The organism is Pseudomonas sp. LBUM1652, from assembly GCF_059716105.1.
The window spans coordinates 3,792,299-3,809,133 of the sequence record NZ_CP166804.1 but is presented as its reverse complement, the minus strand read 5'-3'; the positions used below and the strand labels follow the sequence as shown (position 1 = coordinate 3,809,133).

The following is a 16,835-nucleotide window of genomic DNA, read 5'->3' as shown; positions in this document are numbered from 1 at the left end:
CCTCCGCACACAGGAGTTATAAATGAAGAAGCTAGTGATGTTTGGTGCCCTGGCACTGTCGATGTTGTCCCTGACCGCTGTGGCCGAAGACGCCAAGCCGATCCGCATCGGTATCGAAGCCGGATACCCGCCGTTCTCGATGAAAACCCCTGACGGCAAACTCGCCGGTTTCGACGTGGATATCGGCGATGCGCTTTGTGAGCAGATGAAAGTCAAATGTACCTGGGTCGAGCAGGAATTCGATGGCCTGATCCCGGCGCTGAAAGTGAAGAAGATCGACGCGATCCTGTCTTCGATGACCATCACTGACGACCGCAAGAAAAACGTCGACTTCACCATCAAGTACTACCACACCCCGGCTCGCTTCGTGATGAAGGAAGGTTCCGGCGTCAAAGACCCGCTGACCGAACTCAAAGGCAAGAAAGTCGGCGTACTGCGTGCCAGTACTCACGACCGCTACGCCACCGAAGTGCTGGTGCCGGCCGGGATCCAGTTGGTACGTTACGGCTCGCAGCAGGAAGCCAACCTGGACATGGTCTCGGGTCGTATTGACGCGATGCTGGCCGACTCGGTCAACCTGAGCGACGGTTTCCTGAAAACCGACGCGGGCAAAGGCTTCGAATTCGTCGGCCCGACCTACGAAGACGCCAAATACTTCGGCGGCGGCGCCGGGATTGCAGTGCGCAAGGGCGATACCGCTCTGGCTGAGCAATTCAACAAGGCCATCACCGAAATCCGCGCCAACGGCAAGTACAAGCAAGTGCAGGACAAGTACTTCGACTTTGACGTGTACGGCCATTAATAGGCTGTAGAAAAAAGTGGCCCCGTTTACGCGGTGGCCACTTTTTTTGTGCCCATGATTTATCCTGCATCACACCTTTCCAATGCAGGAGCTGCCGCAGGCTGCGATCTTTTGATCTTGATCCTGAAAAACAAGATCAAAAGATCGCAGCCTGCGGCAGCTCCTACAGAGTTCGCGGAGTTTTCTTATGCAACGCATCGACCATGTTCTGCCCTGGAGCCACTTGGGCAGCGAGCGCTCCCTCAGCGTGTTCCGTTATGGCGCCGGCACCCGCAAGGTGTACATCCAGGCCAGCCTGCACGCCGATGAACTGCCGGGCATGCGCACCGCCTGGGAACTCAAACAACGCCTGAACGCACTCGAAGCACAAGGTCGTTTGCAAGGCGTGATCGAGCTGGTGCCGGTGGCCAACCCGATCGGCCTGGACCAGCATCTGCAAAGCGCTCACATGGGCCGCTTCGAACTGGGCAGCGGCAAGAATTTCAACCGTGGGTTTGTCGAACTCAGCGCGCCGGTGGCGGCGTTGATCGGTGATCAATTGGGCGCCGATGCCGACGCCAACATCGCGCTGATCCGTCAGACCATGGGCCGGGTCTTCGATGATCTGCCAGCACCGGCCTCGCAACTGGAAGCGCTGCATCGCTTGCTCCTGCGTCATGCTTGCGACGCCGACATTACCCTCGACCTGCATTGCGATTTCGAGGCGTCGATTCATCTTTACGCGCTGCCGCAACACTGGCCGCAGTGGCAATCGCTGGCGGCGCGGATCAATGCGGGCGTGGCGTTGCTGTGTGAAGATTCCGGCGGCAGTTCGTTTGACGAGTCTTGCTCGACACCGTGGCTGCGTCTGGCGCGCGCCTTCCCGGACGCGGCGATCCCGGCGGCCAACCTTGCGACCACTTTGGAGCTGGGCAGCATGGGCGACACTCGGGTTGATCAGGCCCAAGCCAATTGCGAGGCGATTCTCGGGTTTCTGGCGGAGCAGGGTTTCATCAGCGGTGAATGGCCGGCGGCGCCGAGTGAGTGCTGTGAAGGCATGCCGTTCGCCGGCACCGAATACCTGTTTGCCCCGCACCATGGCGTGGTGAGTTTCCTGCGCAATGCGGGCGAGTGGGTCGAGAAGGGCGATGCGATTTTTGAGGTGGTGGATCCGTTGAAGGATCAGTTGACCACCGTGCGTGCCGGAACCAGCGGGGTGTTGTTTGCGCTGGATCGCGGGCGTTATACCGAGCCGGGGATCTGGCAGGCGAAAGTGGCGGGGCGGCTGCCGTTTCGCACGGGCAAGCTGACTAACGACTGACAGCTCTGCGGCGGATCTGAAGGCCTCATCGCTGGCAGTACCTCAATATTTGGATCCCTGCTTCAGAGTGTTAGGCTCCCCCCGAACCCGACACCCTGTGAAGGAAGACTTAAGTTGAAGGTGTTTGCTCTGTTGACCCTCCTGGCGTCCACCGCCGTCCATGCTCAAACCACCCTGCAATCCGATCTGCCACTCAAGTACATCGAACAGGTTCACCCGGATGCCGATCCGCGTCCGCTGGTGATTTTCCTGCACGGCTACGGCAGTAACGAGGCCGATCTGATCGGCATGAAATTTCAGCTCCCGGCGCAGTACAACTACCTGTCGGTGCAGGCGCCGCTGGCGTTGGGCGAAGGGCGTTTCCAGTGGTTTCGCAAGAAAGGCGAAGGCGCCTACAACGGTGAGACCGATGATCTGAAGGCCAGCGGCCAGAAGCTCCGGGATTTTGTCGCGCAAGCGGCGAAGAAATATCACGCGGCCCCGGACAAGGTGTACCTGATCGGTTTCAGCCAGGGCGCGATGATGACCTACGAGGTAGGCCTGCGACCACCGGTGGCGGTGGGAGGCATTGCGGCGTTGAGCGGGCGTTTATTGCCGGTGTTGAAAAGCGAGCTCAAGACCGAGCAACAACCGTTGCCACTGAACATCTTTATCGGTCACGGCACCGCCGATGATCGCGTGCCGTATCGCGACGGCACCGAGGCCAATGCGTTGCTACAGAAACTGGCTTACAAACCGCAATTTCACGCGTATCCCGGCATCGGCCACAGCATCACTGCGGCCGAATTGCGCGACTTGAACGCCTGGCTAGAGCAACTCAACCCTTGAAGATCATTTTTCCTTGAGGATGGCTTTCACCAGCGCATCGTGACCGGCCTTGTCGCTGACCCGGGAGATCACCTGGACCAGCGCCATGCGCGTTCCCGAACCGGCCATCAAGGTCGTGTTGAGGGTCTGGCCGCCGCCCTGCGTGGCAGTGCTGTCGACCTGGCGCAGGCCAAGGCCGGTGCCTTTTTGGGTCAGGCTTTTTTCGCTGAGTTTGTTGAAGTCCGGCAATGCTTTGCGCTGCGCCTCGATGAAGTCAGAGACGCTGCCGTCGAGAAACTCGCTGTCGTTGTCCTTGACGTTGTTGCCTTCGGGAATCTGGTTTTCGGCGGCGATGACCACGGTTTTAGTGGTCTGGTTGGTGTACATCGTGCCGGTGGCACCGGTCGGGCTGGCCGGCAGCGGATCGGCGACGAAGCCTTTGGGCAGCACAAAGGTGAACTTGCCGCCCAGCATCGAGACCTTCTCGGTGGCCGCTTTTTCCTTGGCCTTGGCCGCCTGAGCGTTGATGGCGCCGAGGCCGGCCACGGCCGCCAGTAACAGGACGACGGCTTTCTTGCTCAACAATGTCATTCGAATCTCCGGGGAATGGTCGGGGCAGGCGGGCGATCATCCCATGCAGAGCCGTGGCACTCCAGCGCGGCTCGTCCGGGTTACTGCGCTTGTTGCTGTTTCACTGCCGGGCGCGCCAGCAACTGTCGGGTCACGCCGAGCATGGCCACCGACACGGCGACGCCCATGGCAAATCCGCTGAGGCCCAGACTCGGCAAGGTCAGCGCCAACACCAGGCAAAACGCCGAAAACGAATACATTCCGGTCGCCGTCGCCCGCAACAACGCGGCAGTGAACTCAGGGCCGCGGGTCTGCTGGGAAAACACCGCCATCACACTGCCGAGCACCGGGAACACCGCCAGCAGGCCGCTCCAGCGTTCGCCGACAGTGCTGGCCAACATGGTCACCACCAGCGTCAACGCAGCGCCGGCGATCATCCGCCAGATCAGTTTGTCCGACTTCGGCGCCGGGCCGTTCAGCACTGGTTGCACCTTGGGAAACAAGTAGGGTGCCGCCAGCAAAGCAACGGCTGCCGCCGCCACCGAGAACGGCAGCGATGCCGGAATCAACGACAGCACCAGCGCCAACACTGCCCATACTGCCAGGGAAAGGCTCAGCGCCCACGGCCAGTTCGCCCGTTGCGCGACCTGCGCGTAAGTGATGCAGAACGCAATCATCGCGAACATTGCCGACAATGCGGCCACCGCCGATTGCGCAGCAAATTGTGGCCCTTGTTCGATGGCGAGGAAAAACAGAATCGGCCCGACGACCACAGGCAACCCCGACAACCACCCGGCCACGCTCGGCCCCCAACGCTTGCCGGCCAGTGAGATCAGCAGCAGAAAACCGGGAATCAGCAGCAGTTTGAGGATCAGCACGCAAGTGTCTCCGTCGGGTGATAGGCGGCAACGGTAGCATTGCCATGAACGTTTTGCTGCGTATATGAGTGATTTTTGTATACAAAGTATCGAAGTCATACAGGCTATGCTTTGCCTGTCAGGGTTTACCGGAGTCAATGGCGTGATGAACAGAAAAAAGAGTGTCTTGCGTGGGTGCTGCGCCATCGGTTTTTGGGCCTTGCTGGTTGCGCCAGCGTGGGCCAACTGGCAGGCCGAAGTGCCCGGCGCCAGGATCATCGGCAGCGGCGATTTCAGTGTGTTTGGTTTCGATGTTTATAACGCCAGGTTGTGGAGTACGGCGCAGCCTCTGGCGGATGGGCAGCCTTTCGCGCTGGAGTTGATCTATCGCCGACAGATTTCTCGCGACGATCTGGTCGAAGCCAGCGTTGATGAAATCAAACGTCTGAATGGAGCCTCCGTCACCCCGGCACAACTGGCCGGCTGGCAGACGCAGATGCAGCAGGCGTTCGTCGATGTCCAGGCGGGCACCCGCATTACCGGGGTGTATTTACCGGGGCAGGGCGCACGTTTTTTTGTTGGCCAGCAGTTGCAGCATGAGATCGCCGACCCGCAGTTCGCCCGGGCGTTTTTTGATATCTGGTTGAATCCACGTACGCGCAATCCTGAACTGCGCCAGCAGTTGCTGGGTGTGACAGGGTCTTGAACTTTCATCAAAGGGGCTGAAACGTCTAAGCTGCGTCTTTCGACTTGTTTCTGGATGTGTGCGTGAAATTCAGTTTGCCCAAAATCGCCACCGCGCCGTTTTGCCCGCCGGAAGTGGCAGGCAGTGTTGCGGTAGATCCCAATGCCGCGTTTTTCAAGCGCGTGCTGCGTTTTGCCGGCCCCGGTTTGCTGGTGTCGATCGGCTATATGGATCCGGGCAACTGGGCGACGGCCATCGAGGCCGGCTCGCGTTTTGGGTACAGCCTGCTGTTTGTGGTGTTGCTGGCGAGTCTGGCGGGCATGGTTGTGCAGTGTCTGTGCTCACGGCTGGGCATTGCCACCGGGCGCGATCTGGCGCAATTGTCCCGCGAACGCTACAGCACTCCAACCGCGCGGCTGCAATGGGTGTTGGCGGAGATCTCGATCATCGCCACCGATCTTGCCGAAGTCCTCGGTTGCGCGCTGGCGTTCCACTTGTTGCTTGGCTGTTCGCTGACCTTCGGCATTGCCCTCACGGCGTTCGACACATTGTTGGTGCTGGCGCTGCAGAACCGAGGGTTCCGTCGACTGGAAGCAATCATGCTGGTGCTGGTCGCCACCATTGGCGTGTGCTTTTTTGTTGAACTGGTGTTGATCAAACCGTACTGGCCGGACGTCGCCCAAGGCTTCAAACCCTCCCTGTCAGCCATCAGCGATGCCGCGCCGTTGTACCTGGCAATCGGCATTCTCGGGGCCACGGTGATGCCGCATAACCTCTACCTGCACACGTCCATCGTGCAAACGCGGATGATCGGCAAGGATCTGGCGAGTAAACAGGACGCGGTGAAGCTGGCGCGCATCGACACCATCGGCTCGCTGGCGCTGGCGCTGTTGGTCAACGCGGCGATCCTGATCCTCGCGGCGGCTGCGTTTCACCAGTCCGGGCATACCGACGTGGTGGAGATTCAGGACGCTTACCACTTGCTTGATCCGCTGGTCGGTGGCGCGCTGGCCAGCGTGCTGTTCGGCGTGGCGTTGCTCGCGTCAGGGCAGAGTTCGACCTTCACCGGCACCATCGCCGGTCAGGTGATCATGGAGGGCTATCTGAATCTGCGCATTCCCTGCTGGCAACGGCGCCTGATCACTCGTGGGCTGGCGTTGATTCCGGCGTTTATCGGCGTGTGGCTGATGGGCGATAACGCTGTGGGCAAGCTGCTGGTGATGAGTCAGGTGGTGTTGAGTTTGCAACTGCCGTTTGCCCTGTATCCGCTGATCCGCATGACCAACGACAAGCAACTGATGGGGCCGTTCGTGAACCGCTGGCCGACCCGGGTGCTGGCCTGGGGGTTGTTTGTGCTGATCAGCGGCGCCAATAGCTGGTTGATTTTGCAGTTGGCGGTTTAACCGATAATTTTTGGGGTCGGTCAGGCCCCCACAAAACTGAATAGTGGAATACGCCCGTTCAGCGAAGGCCGGTAACGCCAGTTCAGGCGATCAAGCTCAATGCCATGATCGAGCATTTTCCTCACCGTCGCGCTGGCAATACTCATTGCCAGCGCTTGCCCCGGACACTGATGCCGACCGCTGCCAAAACTGAAACTGCGGCGGTTTGGACGATCCAGCAGGAAGTGGTCGGGATTGTCATTCAGCGCCGGATCGCGGTTGGCCGAGGCCAGCAACAGCACAATCACAGCGCCGGCCTCGACGCGCACACCGTCTATTTCGCAGGATGCGGCGACAAAGCGTCGGGTGTTCTGCACCGACGGGTCGAAGCGCTGGACTTCGTTCAGCAGGGCTTCAATCGACGCGCCACTTAGCTCGGGGCGGTGTCGCAGCATCACCAACGCGTTGCCGATCAAGCCTGCGGTGGCTTCAAAGGTCTGCGAGCAGAGGCCGATCAGATTGGCGACCAGGGTCTCGTCATCTCCGTCAAAACGCTGCCTGATACCCGCGAGCAAAGCGCTGTTCACATCAGCATCGGCCAACAACTCGATGAACTGACCGCGCAAATGTTGCGCTGCGACGTGGGCTGCGGCCAATTGCAGGTCGTTGCTCAACGGCGACAGGCACGCCGCGAAATCAGCGGTCAGCTCGCTGATGGCCCGACTCTGTGCCGGACTGAATCCGAGCAACGCGGCGACCACGCATACCGGGCCGCGGAACATGGCTTTGTATAAGCCGTCCGCATCCGTAGTGATCAGTCGTGCATTCACGTGCTCGCGGACTTCGTTCTGATCGATCAACGTCAGTGACGGCTCAATGGCGGAGCGCGGGCAGCGCTGGCGTTCGCCGTCGTTCATCCGCATCAACTGGCCAAAGACATTGCCGGCCATGCCTTCGGCAATCGCCTTGGGCACCGGCTCGTGGACTGGACGCACTCGGCAGTCGGCATGCGTCAGTACCGCACAAACCGCGCGGGCGCTGCTGGCTACCCACATTTTCAGTTTGGGGTGAAACGTCAGCCCACCTTCAGCGCGAAGTTTTTCGTAATAGGGGTAGGGATTGGCGTGAGTCGCAGCGATGATCGGGTTCATGGTTCGCAGCCTTGTCGATGGGGAAAGTGTTGCTACTATCTCCAGTCCGTAGCGGCGACGATTCGTCCGGGAGCGAAATATGCACGCAGAACATCAAGATATCGGCGTCTCGCAAGTGGCGGCAGCCATCGCCGAGCCGGCGCGGACCAAAATCCTTTGCTCGCTGATGGATGGCCACGCACGCACCAGCACCGAGTTGGCAGCCGTTGCCGAAGTCAGCGCTTCCACCGCCAGCGCGCATCTGGCCAAACTCAAGGACCTGGCGCTGGTGCGTTTGCACGTTCAGGGCCGCCATCGTTATTACAGCCTGGCCGACAAGCGTGTGGCTCAAGCGCTGGAAGCCTTGATGGTGATCGGCCAGAGCGCCGCGCCGACGTTCAAGCCGCAGACACCGGATCGCCTGCAATTCGCCCGCACCTGCTACGACCATATGGCCGGGACACTGGCGGTGTTGCTGCATGACCGCTTGATCGACGCGGGCTGGTTGTTGGAGACCGACGAGCAGGCGTATCGCCTGAGTGACAGTGGTGAGGCCTTGTTTGCCGGGCTGGGTATCGAGGTGCAGGACTTGAGCACTTTGCGCCGCAAGTTCGCCTGCCCGTGTCTGGACTGGAGCATGCGTCGGCCACATCTGGGGGGGTCGCTGGGCGCGGCATTGCTGCAAACGGCGTTGAAGCGTAAGTGGGTGACGCAGGACCTGGACAGTCGGGCGTTGGCGCTGACGGCGGTGGGGCGCAAAGAAATCGGCGTTCGGTTCGGTGTCGAGTTGCCCGGTGAGGTGAAGATCAAAGGATCGCAGCCTGCGGCCACTCCTACAGGAGTGGGGTATAACCGAACCGTGTAGGAGCTGCCGCAGGCTGCGATCTTTTGATCTGGCTTTGCACCTTGTGTCGATTCGATAGACTCGTTACTGTATATGCAACCAGTATCGAGCATTAGCCATGCAAATCATCGACAAGCTCAGCATTCTCGCCGACGCCGCCAAGTACGACGCCTCCTGCGCGAGCAGCGGTGCGCCCAAGCGTAGCTCCGAGGGCAAGAGCGGCCTGGGCTCGACCGATGGCATGGGCATTTGCCACAGCTACACGCCGGACGGGCGTTGCGTTTCGCTGCTGAAGATTCTGCTGACCAATTTCTGCCTTTACGACTGCCAATACTGCGTCAATCGCCGCTCCAGCGATGTGCCACGGGCACGCTTCACCCCCGAAGAAGTCGTGGCGCTGACCATGGACTTCTACCGGCGCAACTGTGTCAGCGGCCTGTTTCTCAGCTCCGGCATCATTCGCTCGGCGGACTACACCATGGAGCAACTGGTGCGCGTGGCGAAGCTGTTGCGCGAAGAGCACGAGTTTCGCGGTTACATCCACCTCAAGACCATTCCCGATGCCGACCCTGCACTGATAGAACAGGCCGGGCGTTACGCTGATCGCCTGAGCGTCAATATCGAACTGCCCACCGATGCCAGTCTGCAAACCCTGGCGCCTGAGAAAGACATCGGCTCGATCAAGCAGGCCATGCAGACCATCTTCACCGGCGAGCAGACCGTGCTCAACGAGCCCCGCGCGCCAAAGTTCGCGCCGGCCGGGCAGAGCACGCAGATGATCGTCGGCGCCGATGACACCGACGACAGCACGATCCTGCACGGCGCCCAGGCCTTGTACGGCAATTTTCGCCTGCGTCGGGTCTACTATTCGGCGTTCAGCCCGATCCCCGACAGCCCGAAAAGCGTGCCGCTGGCCGCACCGCCGCTGATGCGTGAACACCGTTTGTATCAGGCTGATTTTCTCCTGCGCAGTTACGGCTATAGCGCCGGTGAACTGCTCAAGGGTCCGGGGAATCTGGCGCTGGATATCGACCCGAAACTGGCGTGGGCGCTGCAGAACCGCGAGGTGTTCCCGCTGGATCTGAACCGCGCCGAGCCCGCACTGATCGCACGCATCCCCGGCATTGGCCTGCGTACCACAGAACGTCTGGTGGAACTGCGTCGACAGCGGCGGATCCGCTACGAAGACGTTGCACGTATGCGCTGTGTGCTGGCCAAGGCCAAGCCGTTCATCATCACCAGTGACTATCACCCGCAGCAGGCTGAGGTCACCAGTCATATGCTTTATCAGCAATTGCGCGACCGGCCGCAGCCGCAGCAGATGGGGTTGTGGGGATGATCAATCTTGATTGCGACGACCTGTTCGATACCTGGCGCCAACAGGCACGCTGGCTACTCAGTCATGAGGTCGACCCGAGTCTGGTGAGTTGGGCTTCGGAGGGCGTCAGCGACTTGTTTGCCAGCGATCATGAAGTGCCCGAGGGGCACGGCCCGTTTCAGGCCCGCATTCCGCGTGCGTTACTCGACACCCTGGAGCAAGCCGCGCGCTATCGAGGCGATCAACGCTGGAGCCTGCTGTATGAAGTGCTGTGGCGAGTCAGTCACGGCGACCGCACGGCAATGATGGCCGGCGACAAACTGGGCAGCGAATTGCAGCGGCGAATCAAACAAGTCAGCCGCGAAGCCCATCATCTGCATGCATTCGTGCGTTTCATCGAACGCCCTAAAGATTCGCCAGGCCCACAATATGTGGCATGGCACGAACCCGCCCACGACATCCTGCACAGCGCCAGCGAGCATTTCGTCGCCCGCATGGGCCGTCACCGCTGGCTGATCGCCACACCGCGCGACGGGGTTTATTACGACGGCGAACAACTGATCCATGAGCGCCAATGCCCCGTTGAATGGCAGCAAATGGCGCAGAACGTCGATGACCCGCATGGTGATCTGTGGTTGACCTATTACAGCCACATCTTCAACCCGGCGCGGTTGAATCCGAAAGTGATGCAAGGGCATTTGCCGGTGCGGTTCTGGAAGAACTTGCCGGAGGGGGAGTTGATCCCCGGGTTGATTACTCAGGCGCGGATGGGCAAACAGCAGAACGGGCAGGCGAGCGGGATTGCCGGGCGCACCGGTAAACGTATTGCCCTGAAGGACAGCGAACGGAGCGGACAATAAAAAGCCCCCATCGATTACTCGATGGGGGCTTTTGTGCGTCTGGCCGTCAGATCAAACCTTGACGATCCAGCCCGCTGGCGCTTCGATGTCGCCGGTCTGCACACCAGTCAGCTCTTTGTAGAGCTTCTGGGTGACCGGGCCGACTTCGGTTTCGCTGTGGAACACATGCAGATGGTCGTTGTAGCTGATGCCGCCGATCGGGGTGATCACCGCAGCAGTACCGCAGGCGCCGGCTTCCTTGAAGTCCGACAGCTTGTCGATGAGCACGTCGCCTTCAACCACTTCCAGGCCCAGACGCGATTTCGCCAGTTCGATCAGCGACAGACGGGTGATACCCGGCAGTACCGATGGCGAGTTCGGTGTGATGAACTTGTTGTCGTGGGTGATCCCGAAGAAGTTGGCCGAACCTACTTCCTCGATTTTGGTGTGGGTCATCGGGTCCAGATAGATCGCGTCGGCGAAGTTGGCTTTCTTCGCTTTCGAGCCCGGCATCAGACTGGCAGCGTAGTTGCCGCCGACCTTGGCGGCGCCGGTGCCTTGTGGGGCGGCGCGGTCGTAGCTGGAAATCTGGAAATTGTGCGGGGTCAGGCCGCCCTTGAAGTAGGCGCCAACCGGAATGCAGAAAATCGAGAAGATGAACTCGGGGGCGGTGCGCACGCCGATGTTGTCACCCACGCCGATCACGAACGGACGCAGGTACAGCGCGCCGCCGGTGCCGTATGGCGGAATGAAGCGCTCGTTGGCACGAACCACTTCTTTACAGGCTTCGATGAACTGCTCGGTGTCGACCAGCGGCATCAGCAGACGCGCGCAGCTGCGTTGCATGCGCAGGGCGTTCTGGTCCGGGCGGAACAAGTTGATCGAGCCGTCCTTGCAACGATAGGCCTTCATGCCTTCGAAGCATTGCTGGCCATAGTGAAGGGCAGTGGAGCCTTCGCTGATGTGCAGCACGTTATCTTCGGTCAGGGTGCCTTTGTCCCACTCGCCATCGCGAAAGTACGACAGATAGCGTTTGTCGGTTTTGATGTAGTCAAAACCCAGCTTGTCCCAATTGATGCTTTCGTTACCCATGACACCCTCTATCACTGAACAACCGTCGAAACGGTTCAAGGCTTCTGACGTTTTTTGGATGGGCACAACAATACTTCATTCTTGAGCGGTTTCGCAGCCCGGACTATCGGATGACAGACAGATAATTCGTGTTGCCCTCAGGAATTCGCGAGCAGGCTCTCTCCCACAGGTAGAACCCATTTCAAATGTGGGAGCGAGCCTGCTCGCGAAGGGGCCTTCATGGCCATCCGCAAAAGTCCTGAATTACAGATGCAACGCATGCCCCAAAGCACGCAACGCCGCTTCTTGCACCGCCTCACCCAAAGTCGGATGCGCATGAATGGTGCCGCCGATGTCTTCCAGGCGCGCGCCCATTTCGAGGCTTTGCGCAAACGCCGTGGACAATTCCGAAACCCCGACACCCACCGCCTGCCAGCCGACAATCAGATGATTGTCCCGACGAGCGACCACCCGCACGAAGCCGCTTTTTGACTCCAGCGTCATCGCCCGTCCATTGGCGGCAAACGGGAAACTGGAAACGATGCAGTCGAGCCCGGCAGCCTTGGCCTCGTCCGGCGTCTTGCCCACCACCACCAGTTCCGGGTCGGTAAAGCACACGGCGGCGATGGCGGTCGGGTTGAATTCGCGGGTTTTGCCGCTGATCAACTCGGCAACCATTTCGCCTTGAGCCATGGCGCGGTGAGCCAGCATCGGCTCGCCGCTGAGATCGCCGATGGCATAGACATTGCGCATGCTGGTCTGGCAACGGCTGTCGATCTTGATCGCCGAGCCGTTCATTTCCAGACTCAGTGCTTCGAGGTTCCAGCCTTGGGTGTTGGGTTTGCGACCAACGGCCACCAGCACCTGATCGGTTTCCAGATTGAGGGTGTCGCCGTTCGGATCACGCACCTGCAGCGTACCGTCGAAGCCCAAAACACTGTGCTTGAGATACAGCTTCACGCCCAGTTGCTTCAATGCGTCATGCACCGGTTGGGTCAGTTCCGCGTCATAGGCGGGCAGGATGCGATCCTGCGCCTCTACCACACTGACCTCGGCACCGAGCTTGCGGTAAGCAATGCCCAATTCCAGGCCGATGTAACCACCGCCAACCACGATCAGGCGTTTTGGTACGCTTTTCGGCGCCAACGCTTCGGTGGAGGAGATGATCGGCCCGCCGATCGGCAGGATCGGCAAATTGACGCTGGTGGAACCGGTGGCAAGCACCAGGTGCTCGCACTGGATGCGGGTGTCGCCGACTTCCACGGTTTTGCCGTCGATGACCTTGGCCCAGCCATTGATGACCTGAACCTTGTTCTTCTTGAGCAGCGCGGCGACGCCAGTGGTCAGGCGATCAACGATGCCGTCCTTCCACTCAACGCTTTTGCTGATGTCCAGCGTCGGCGCCGAGACGCTGATCCCCAGCGCCGAATGCTGACTGTGATGCTGAGTCTGGTGAAACTGTTCGGCCACATGAATCAGCGCTTTGGACGGAATGCAGCCGATGTTGAGGCAGGTGCCCCCGAGCGATTGGCCTTCGACCAGAATGGTCGCAATGCCCAACTGCCCGGCGCGAATCGCCGTGACATAACCGCCGGGGCCGCCGCCGATGATCAGCAGCGTGGTGTTCAGAGTTTGCATGCCATCACTCCACAAACAGGGTCGCGGGTTGTTCGAGCAGGCCACGAATGGCCTGGATGAAGAGCGCCGCGTCCATGCCGTCGACCACGCGGTGATCGAAGGAGCTGGAGAGGTTCATCATCTTGCGGATCACCACCTGGCCTTTAACGACCATCGGGCGTTCGACGATTTTATTCACGCCGACGATCGCCACTTCCGGCAGGTTCAAAACAGGCGTGCTGACAATGCCGCCCAGCGCACCGAGGCTGGTCAGGGTAATAGTCGAGCCTGACAGCTCATCGCGGCTGGCCTTGCCATTGCGCGCGGCATTGGCCAAACGTGAGATCTCCGTCGCGCTGTCCCACAGGCTGCGTGCCTCGGCGTGGCGAACCACTGGCACCATCAAACCGACATCGCTTTGCGTGGCGACGCCTACGTGTACCGCGCCGAGACGGGTGATGACCTGGGCTTCGTCGTCATAGCGGGCGTTCATTTGCGGGAAGTCACGCAGGGCAACGACCAGAGCGCGCACGAGGAACGGCAGCAGGGTCAACTTGCCACGGCTCGCACCGTGTTTTTCATTCAGGTGGGCGCGCAGCTCTTCAATCGCGGTGACGTCGATTTCTTCGACATAGCTGAAATGCGCAGCACGCTGGGTGGCGTCCTGCATGCGCTGGGCGATCTTGCGGCGCATGCCGATCACCTGAATCTGCTCTTCGTCATTACGCTGGGCGTAAGCGGCGGATGCAGGCGCAGAGGCGTTCGACTGACCTTGCGCCAGATAGGTGTCGAGATCTTCGTGCAACACGCGACCGGCCGGGCCGGTGCCGCGTACCAGACGCAACTGAATGCCCAGATCCAGCGCATGCTTGCGCACGGCCGGGGAGGCTAGTGGACGTTCATCCGCTTCACGAGCAACCATCGGGCCTTGGCAAACAGTCGCCGGACGCGGCGCGGCGGCGACAGGTTTGCTCTCGACCGAAGCTTCAGCTTTCGGCGCAGCAGGCGCCTCTTTTACAGGAGCCGGCGCAGAAGACTCTTTCAGGTTGCCGGCACCTTCAACTTCAATGCTGATCAGCACACTGCCCACCGCCATGACTTCACCCGGCTGACCGCCCAGCGCAATGACCTTGCCATGGACCGGCGACGGAATATCGACCATCGCCTTGTCGGTCATCACGTCCGCCAGCACCTGATCTTCAACGACCAGATCACCAACCTTGACGTGCCACTGCGACAGTTCTACTTCTGCGATGCCTTCGCCAATGTCCGGCATCTTGATAACGTGCGTGCCCATTCAGACCTCCATGACCCGTTTCAACGCCGCGCCCACTCGGGACGGCCCAGGGAAATACGCCCACTCTTGCGCGTGCGGGTAGGGGGTGTCCCAGCCGGTGACGCGTTCGATCGGCGCTTCCAGGTGATGGAAGCAATGCTCTTGCACCAGCGATACCAGTTCGGCGCCGAAACCGCAGGTGCGGGTGGCTTCGTGCACCACCACGCAACGACCGGTTTTCTTCACGGAGTTGACGATGGTTTCCAGGTCCAGCGGCCACAGGCTGCGCAGGTCGATGACTTCGGCGTCGACGCCGCTTTCTTCAGCCGCGACTTGCGACACATAAACGGTGGTGCCGTAGGTCAGCACGGTCACGTCCTTGCCCGGACGGGTGATCGCGGCGACGTCCAGCGGCACGGTGTAGTAGCCGTCCGGAACCTGTGCGGCGGGGTGCTTCGACCACGGGGTAACAGGACGGTCGTGATGGCCGTCGAACGGGCCGTTGTACAGGCGTTTTGGCTCGAGGAAGATCACCGGATCATCGTTTTCGATGGAGGCGATCAGCAGGCCTTTGGCGTCGTAGGGGTTGGACGGCATGACGGTGCGCAGACCGCAGACCTGGGTGAACATCGCTTCGATGCTCTGGCTGTGGGTCTGGCCACCGTAGATACCGCCGCCGCAAGGCATGCGCAGGGTCATCGGTGCGGTGAACTCGCCGGCCGAGCGATAACGCAGACGCGCCGCTTCGGAAATGATCTGGTCGGAGGCCGGGTAGACGTAGTCGGCGAACTGGATTTCAGCCACCGGACGCAGACCGTAAGCGCCCATGCCGACGGCAACGCCGACGATGCCACTCTCGGAGATCGGAGCATCGAACACTCGCGAGGCGCCGTACTTGGTCTGCAAGCCCTCGGTGCAACGGAACACGCCGCCGAAATAACCGACGTCCTGACCGAACACCACCACATTGTCATCACGCTCAAGCATCACATCCATGGCCGAGCGCAGGGCCTGGATCATGGTCATGGTGGTCGTGGTCATGGCGGTTTCCAACTGAATATTGTTGTTGTGATCGTTCATGTCAGATCCCCAACTGCTGACGCTGGCGCTTCAAGTGCTCCGGCATCTCTTTGTAGACGTCTTCGAACATGGTCGCGGCGCTTGGAATCTGACCCCCGGCGAGGGTGCCGTACTGTTCGGCCTGTTTCTGCGCGGCAATCACTTCGGCTTCGAGCTCGGCGCTGACGGCGGCGTGTTCTTCGTCCGACCAGTGGCCGACCTTGATCAGGTGCTGTTTCAGGCGAGCAATCGGATCGCCCAGCGGGAAGTGGCTCCAGTCATCGGCTGGACGATATTTGGAGGGATCGTCGGAGGTCGAGTGCGGGCCGGCGCGGTAGGTGACCCATTCGATCATGGTCGGGCCGAGGTTGCGGCGGGCGCGTTCGGCGGCCCAGGCAGACGCGGCGTACACCGCGTAGAAGTCGTTGCCGTCGACTCGCAGCGAGGCGATACCGCAACCAACACCGCGTCCGGCGAAGGTGGTGGCTTCACCCCCGGCAATGGCCTGGAAGGTCGAAATCGCCCATTGATTGTTGACTACGTTGAGGATCACTGGCGCACGGTAGACGTGAGCGAAGGTGAGAGCGGTGTGGAAGTCCGATTCGGCGGTGGCGCCGTCACCGATCCATGCCGAGGCGATTTTGGTATCGCCCTTGATCGCCGACGCCATGCCCCAGCCCACCGCCTGAATGAACTGGGTGGCGAGGTTGCCGGAAATGGTGAAGAAACCGGATTCCTTGACCGAGTACATGATCGGTAACTGACGGCCTTTGAGCGGGTCGCGCTCGTTGGACAGCAGTTGGCAGATCAAGTCGACCAGTGGAACGTCGCGAGCCATCAGGATGCTTTGCTGGCGATAGGTCGGGAAGCACATGTCGTCGATGTTCAAGGCCAGGGCCTGGGCGCTGCCGATGGCTTCTTCGCCAAGGCTTTGCATGTAGAACGACATTTTTTTCTGGCGCTGGGCGACCACCATGCGGTTATCGTAGATGCGCGTCTTGAGCATGGCGCGCATGCCCTTGCGGAGGATCTCGACCGGAACGTTCTCGGCCCAAGGGCCGAGAGCGTTGCCCTGATCGTCGAGCACGCGGATCAGGCCACGGGCCAGGTCGGCGGTGTCGGCAGGTTCTACGTCGATGGAAGGTTTGCGCACCGTGCCGGCATCGGTCAGATGCAGGTAGGAGAAGTCGGTTTTGCAGCCTGGGCGGCCCGAAGGTTCAGGGACGTGCAGACGCAGCGGTTCATACGCTTGGGTCATGGCTTCTACGCTCGATCTTG

General features: G+C 60.5%; 16 protein-coding genes. 8 read left to right on the top strand and 8 right to left on the bottom strand.

Going from position 1 to position 16,835, the window contains the following annotated elements; translation table 11 throughout:
• Positions 1–22 precede the first annotated feature (22 nt).
• The 3 genes from ACA069_RS17115 (at position 23) to ACA069_RS17105 (ending at position 2,930) form a co-directional block, all read left to right on the top strand.
• Positions 23–802 carry an ABC transporter substrate-binding protein gene (locus ACA069_RS17115; RefSeq protein ID WP_497614517.1) on the top strand — a complete coding sequence of 260 codons (780 nt, stop codon included), beginning with the start codon at positions 23–25 and terminating at the stop codon, positions 800–802.
• Between the two features lie 187 nt (positions 803–989).
• Positions 990–2,102, top strand: coding sequence for a succinylglutamate desuccinylase/aspartoacylase family protein (locus ACA069_RS17110; RefSeq protein ID WP_497614515.1), 1,113 nt, complete (start codon positions 990–992; stop codon positions 2,100–2,102).
• Positions 2,103–2,216: 114 nt separating this feature from the next.
• Positions 2,217–2,930 (top strand): alpha/beta hydrolase, encoded by a 714-nt coding sequence (locus ACA069_RS17105; RefSeq protein ID WP_497614513.1) that lies wholly within the window; start codon positions 2,217–2,219, stop codon positions 2,928–2,930.
• A 3-nt stretch (positions 2,931–2,933) separates the two neighbouring features.
• Here ACA069_RS17105 and ACA069_RS17100 read toward each other — a convergent pair whose 3' ends face one another.
• Together ACA069_RS17100 and ACA069_RS17095 are read right to left on the bottom strand one after the other, a co-directional pair.
• Positions 2,934–3,500, bottom strand: coding sequence for a DcrB/PsbP domain-containing protein (locus ACA069_RS17100; protein ID WP_187681112.1), 567 nt, complete (start codon positions 3,498–3,500; stop codon positions 2,934–2,936).
• A gap of 80 nt (positions 3,501–3,580) precedes the next feature.
• Positions 3,581–4,357, bottom strand: a complete 777-nt coding sequence (locus ACA069_RS17095; protein WP_187681111.1) for a hypothetical protein — start codon at positions 4,355–4,357, stop codon at positions 3,581–3,583.
• 145 nt (positions 4,358–4,502) lie between these two features.
• Between ACA069_RS17095 and ACA069_RS17090 the strand changes: the two genes are divergently transcribed.
• On the top strand, positions 4,503–5,042 hold the full coding sequence (locus ACA069_RS17090; protein ID WP_187681110.1) for a chalcone isomerase family protein: 540 nt from the start codon (positions 4,503–4,505) through the stop codon (positions 5,040–5,042).
• A gap of 113 nt (positions 5,043–5,155) precedes the next feature.
• Complete coding sequence (locus ACA069_RS17085; RefSeq protein ID WP_410458021.1) at positions 5,156–6,424, top strand: Nramp family divalent metal transporter; 1,269 nt, start codon at positions 5,156–5,158, stop codon at positions 6,422–6,424.
• 20 nt (positions 6,425–6,444) lie between these two features.
• Here the strand turns inward: ACA069_RS17085 and ACA069_RS17080 are convergent, their stop codons facing one another.
• Positions 6,445–7,554, bottom strand: coding sequence for a cytochrome P450 (locus tag ACA069_RS17080; RefSeq protein ID WP_497614510.1), 1,110 nt, complete (start codon positions 7,552–7,554; stop codon positions 6,445–6,447).
• A 79-nt stretch (positions 7,555–7,633) separates the two neighbouring features.
• Here ACA069_RS17080 and ACA069_RS17075 point away from each other — a divergent pair, with 79 nt between their 5' ends.
• The 3 genes from ACA069_RS17075 to ACA069_RS17065 all read left to right on the top strand — a co-directional run bounded on the left by ACA069_RS17075 (position 7,634) and on the right by ACA069_RS17065 (position 10,555).
• On the top strand, positions 7,634–8,398 hold the full coding sequence (locus ACA069_RS17075; RefSeq protein ID WP_497614508.1) for an ArsR/SmtB family transcription factor: 765 nt from the start codon (positions 7,634–7,636) through the stop codon (positions 8,396–8,398).
• Between the two features lie 97 nt (positions 8,399–8,495).
• Positions 8,496–9,716, top strand: a complete 1,221-nt coding sequence (locus ACA069_RS17070) for a putative DNA modification/repair radical SAM protein (protein ID WP_497614506.1) — start codon at positions 8,496–8,498, stop codon at positions 9,714–9,716.
• Complete coding sequence (locus ACA069_RS17065) at positions 9,713–10,555, top strand: TIGR03915 family putative DNA repair protein (protein ID WP_187681105.1); 843 nt, start codon at positions 9,713–9,715, stop codon at positions 10,553–10,555. Before ACA069_RS17070 ends, ACA069_RS17065 begins: the two co-directional genes overlap by 4 nt.
• A 51-nt stretch (positions 10,556–10,606) precedes the next feature.
• Here ACA069_RS17065 and ACA069_RS17060 read toward each other — a convergent pair whose 3' ends face one another.
• From ACA069_RS17060 to ACA069_RS17040, 5 genes are all read right to left on the bottom strand, one after another.
• Positions 10,607–11,626, bottom strand: coding sequence for a branched-chain amino acid aminotransferase (locus tag ACA069_RS17060; protein WP_187681104.1), 1,020 nt, complete (start codon positions 11,624–11,626; stop codon positions 10,607–10,609).
• A 243-nt stretch (positions 11,627–11,869) separates the two neighbouring features.
• Positions 11,870–13,243, bottom strand: coding sequence for a dihydrolipoyl dehydrogenase (gene lpdA / locus ACA069_RS17055; RefSeq protein WP_497614503.1), 1,374 nt, complete (start codon positions 13,241–13,243; stop codon positions 11,870–11,872).
• A gap of 4 nt (positions 13,244–13,247) precedes the next feature.
• The gene (locus ACA069_RS17050) at positions 13,248–14,519 is read right to left on the bottom strand and encodes a dihydrolipoamide acetyltransferase family protein (RefSeq protein ID WP_497614501.1); all 1,272 of its coding nucleotides are present in this window, start codon (positions 14,517–14,519) and stop codon (positions 13,248–13,250) included.
• A complete protein-coding gene (locus ACA069_RS17045) occupies positions 14,520–15,578 on the bottom strand; it encodes an alpha-ketoacid dehydrogenase subunit beta (RefSeq protein ID WP_489880983.1) in 1,059 nt (352 codons plus the stop codon).
• 1 nt (position 15,579) lies between these two features.
• Complete coding sequence (locus ACA069_RS17040; protein WP_489880982.1) at positions 15,580–16,815, bottom strand: 3-methyl-2-oxobutanoate dehydrogenase (2-methylpropanoyl-transferring) subunit alpha; 1,236 nt, start codon at positions 16,813–16,815, stop codon at positions 15,580–15,582.
• Positions 16,816–16,835 lie beyond the last annotated feature (20 nt).

Coding starts and splice junctions, on each gene's coding strand:
- ACA069_RS17040 (WP_489880982.1), bottom strand. CDS start 16,815: ATGACCCAAGCGTATGAACCGCTGCGTCTGCACGTCCCTGAACCTTCG.
- ACA069_RS17050 (WP_497614501.1), bottom strand. CDS start 14,519: ATGGGCACGCACGTTATCAAGATGCCGGACATTGGCGAAGGCATCGCA.
- ACA069_RS17070 (WP_497614506.1), top strand. CDS start 8,496: ATGCAAATCATCGACAAGCTCAGCATTCTCGCCGACGCCGCCAAGTAC.
- ACA069_RS17080 (WP_497614510.1), bottom strand. CDS start 7,554: ATGAACCCGATCATCGCTGCGACTCACGCCAATCCCTACCCCTATTAC.
- ACA069_RS17045 (WP_489880983.1), bottom strand. CDS start 15,578: ATGAACGATCACAACAACAATATTCAGTTGGAAACCGCCATGACCACG.
- ACA069_RS17060 (WP_187681104.1), bottom strand. CDS start 11,626: ATGGGTAACGAAAGCATCAATTGGGACAAGCTGGGTTTTGACTACATC.
- ACA069_RS17075 (WP_497614508.1), top strand. CDS start 7,634: ATGCACGCAGAACATCAAGATATCGGCGTCTCGCAAGTGGCGGCAGCC.
- ACA069_RS17115 (WP_497614517.1), top strand. CDS start 23: ATGAAGAAGCTAGTGATGTTTGGTGCCCTGGCACTGTCGATGTTGTCC.
- ACA069_RS17090 (WP_187681110.1), top strand. CDS start 4,503: ATGAACAGAAAAAAGAGTGTCTTGCGTGGGTGCTGCGCCATCGGTTTT.
- ACA069_RS17100 (WP_187681112.1), bottom strand. CDS start 3,500: ATGACATTGTTGAGCAAGAAAGCCGTCGTCCTGTTACTGGCGGCCGTG.
- ACA069_RS17110 (WP_497614515.1), top strand. CDS start 990: ATGCAACGCATCGACCATGTTCTGCCCTGGAGCCACTTGGGCAGCGAG.
- lpdA (WP_497614503.1), bottom strand. CDS start 13,243: ATGCAAACTCTGAACACCACGCTGCTGATCATCGGCGGCGGCCCCGGC.
- ACA069_RS17065 (WP_187681105.1), top strand. CDS start 9,713: ATGATCAATCTTGATTGCGACGACCTGTTCGATACCTGGCGCCAACAG.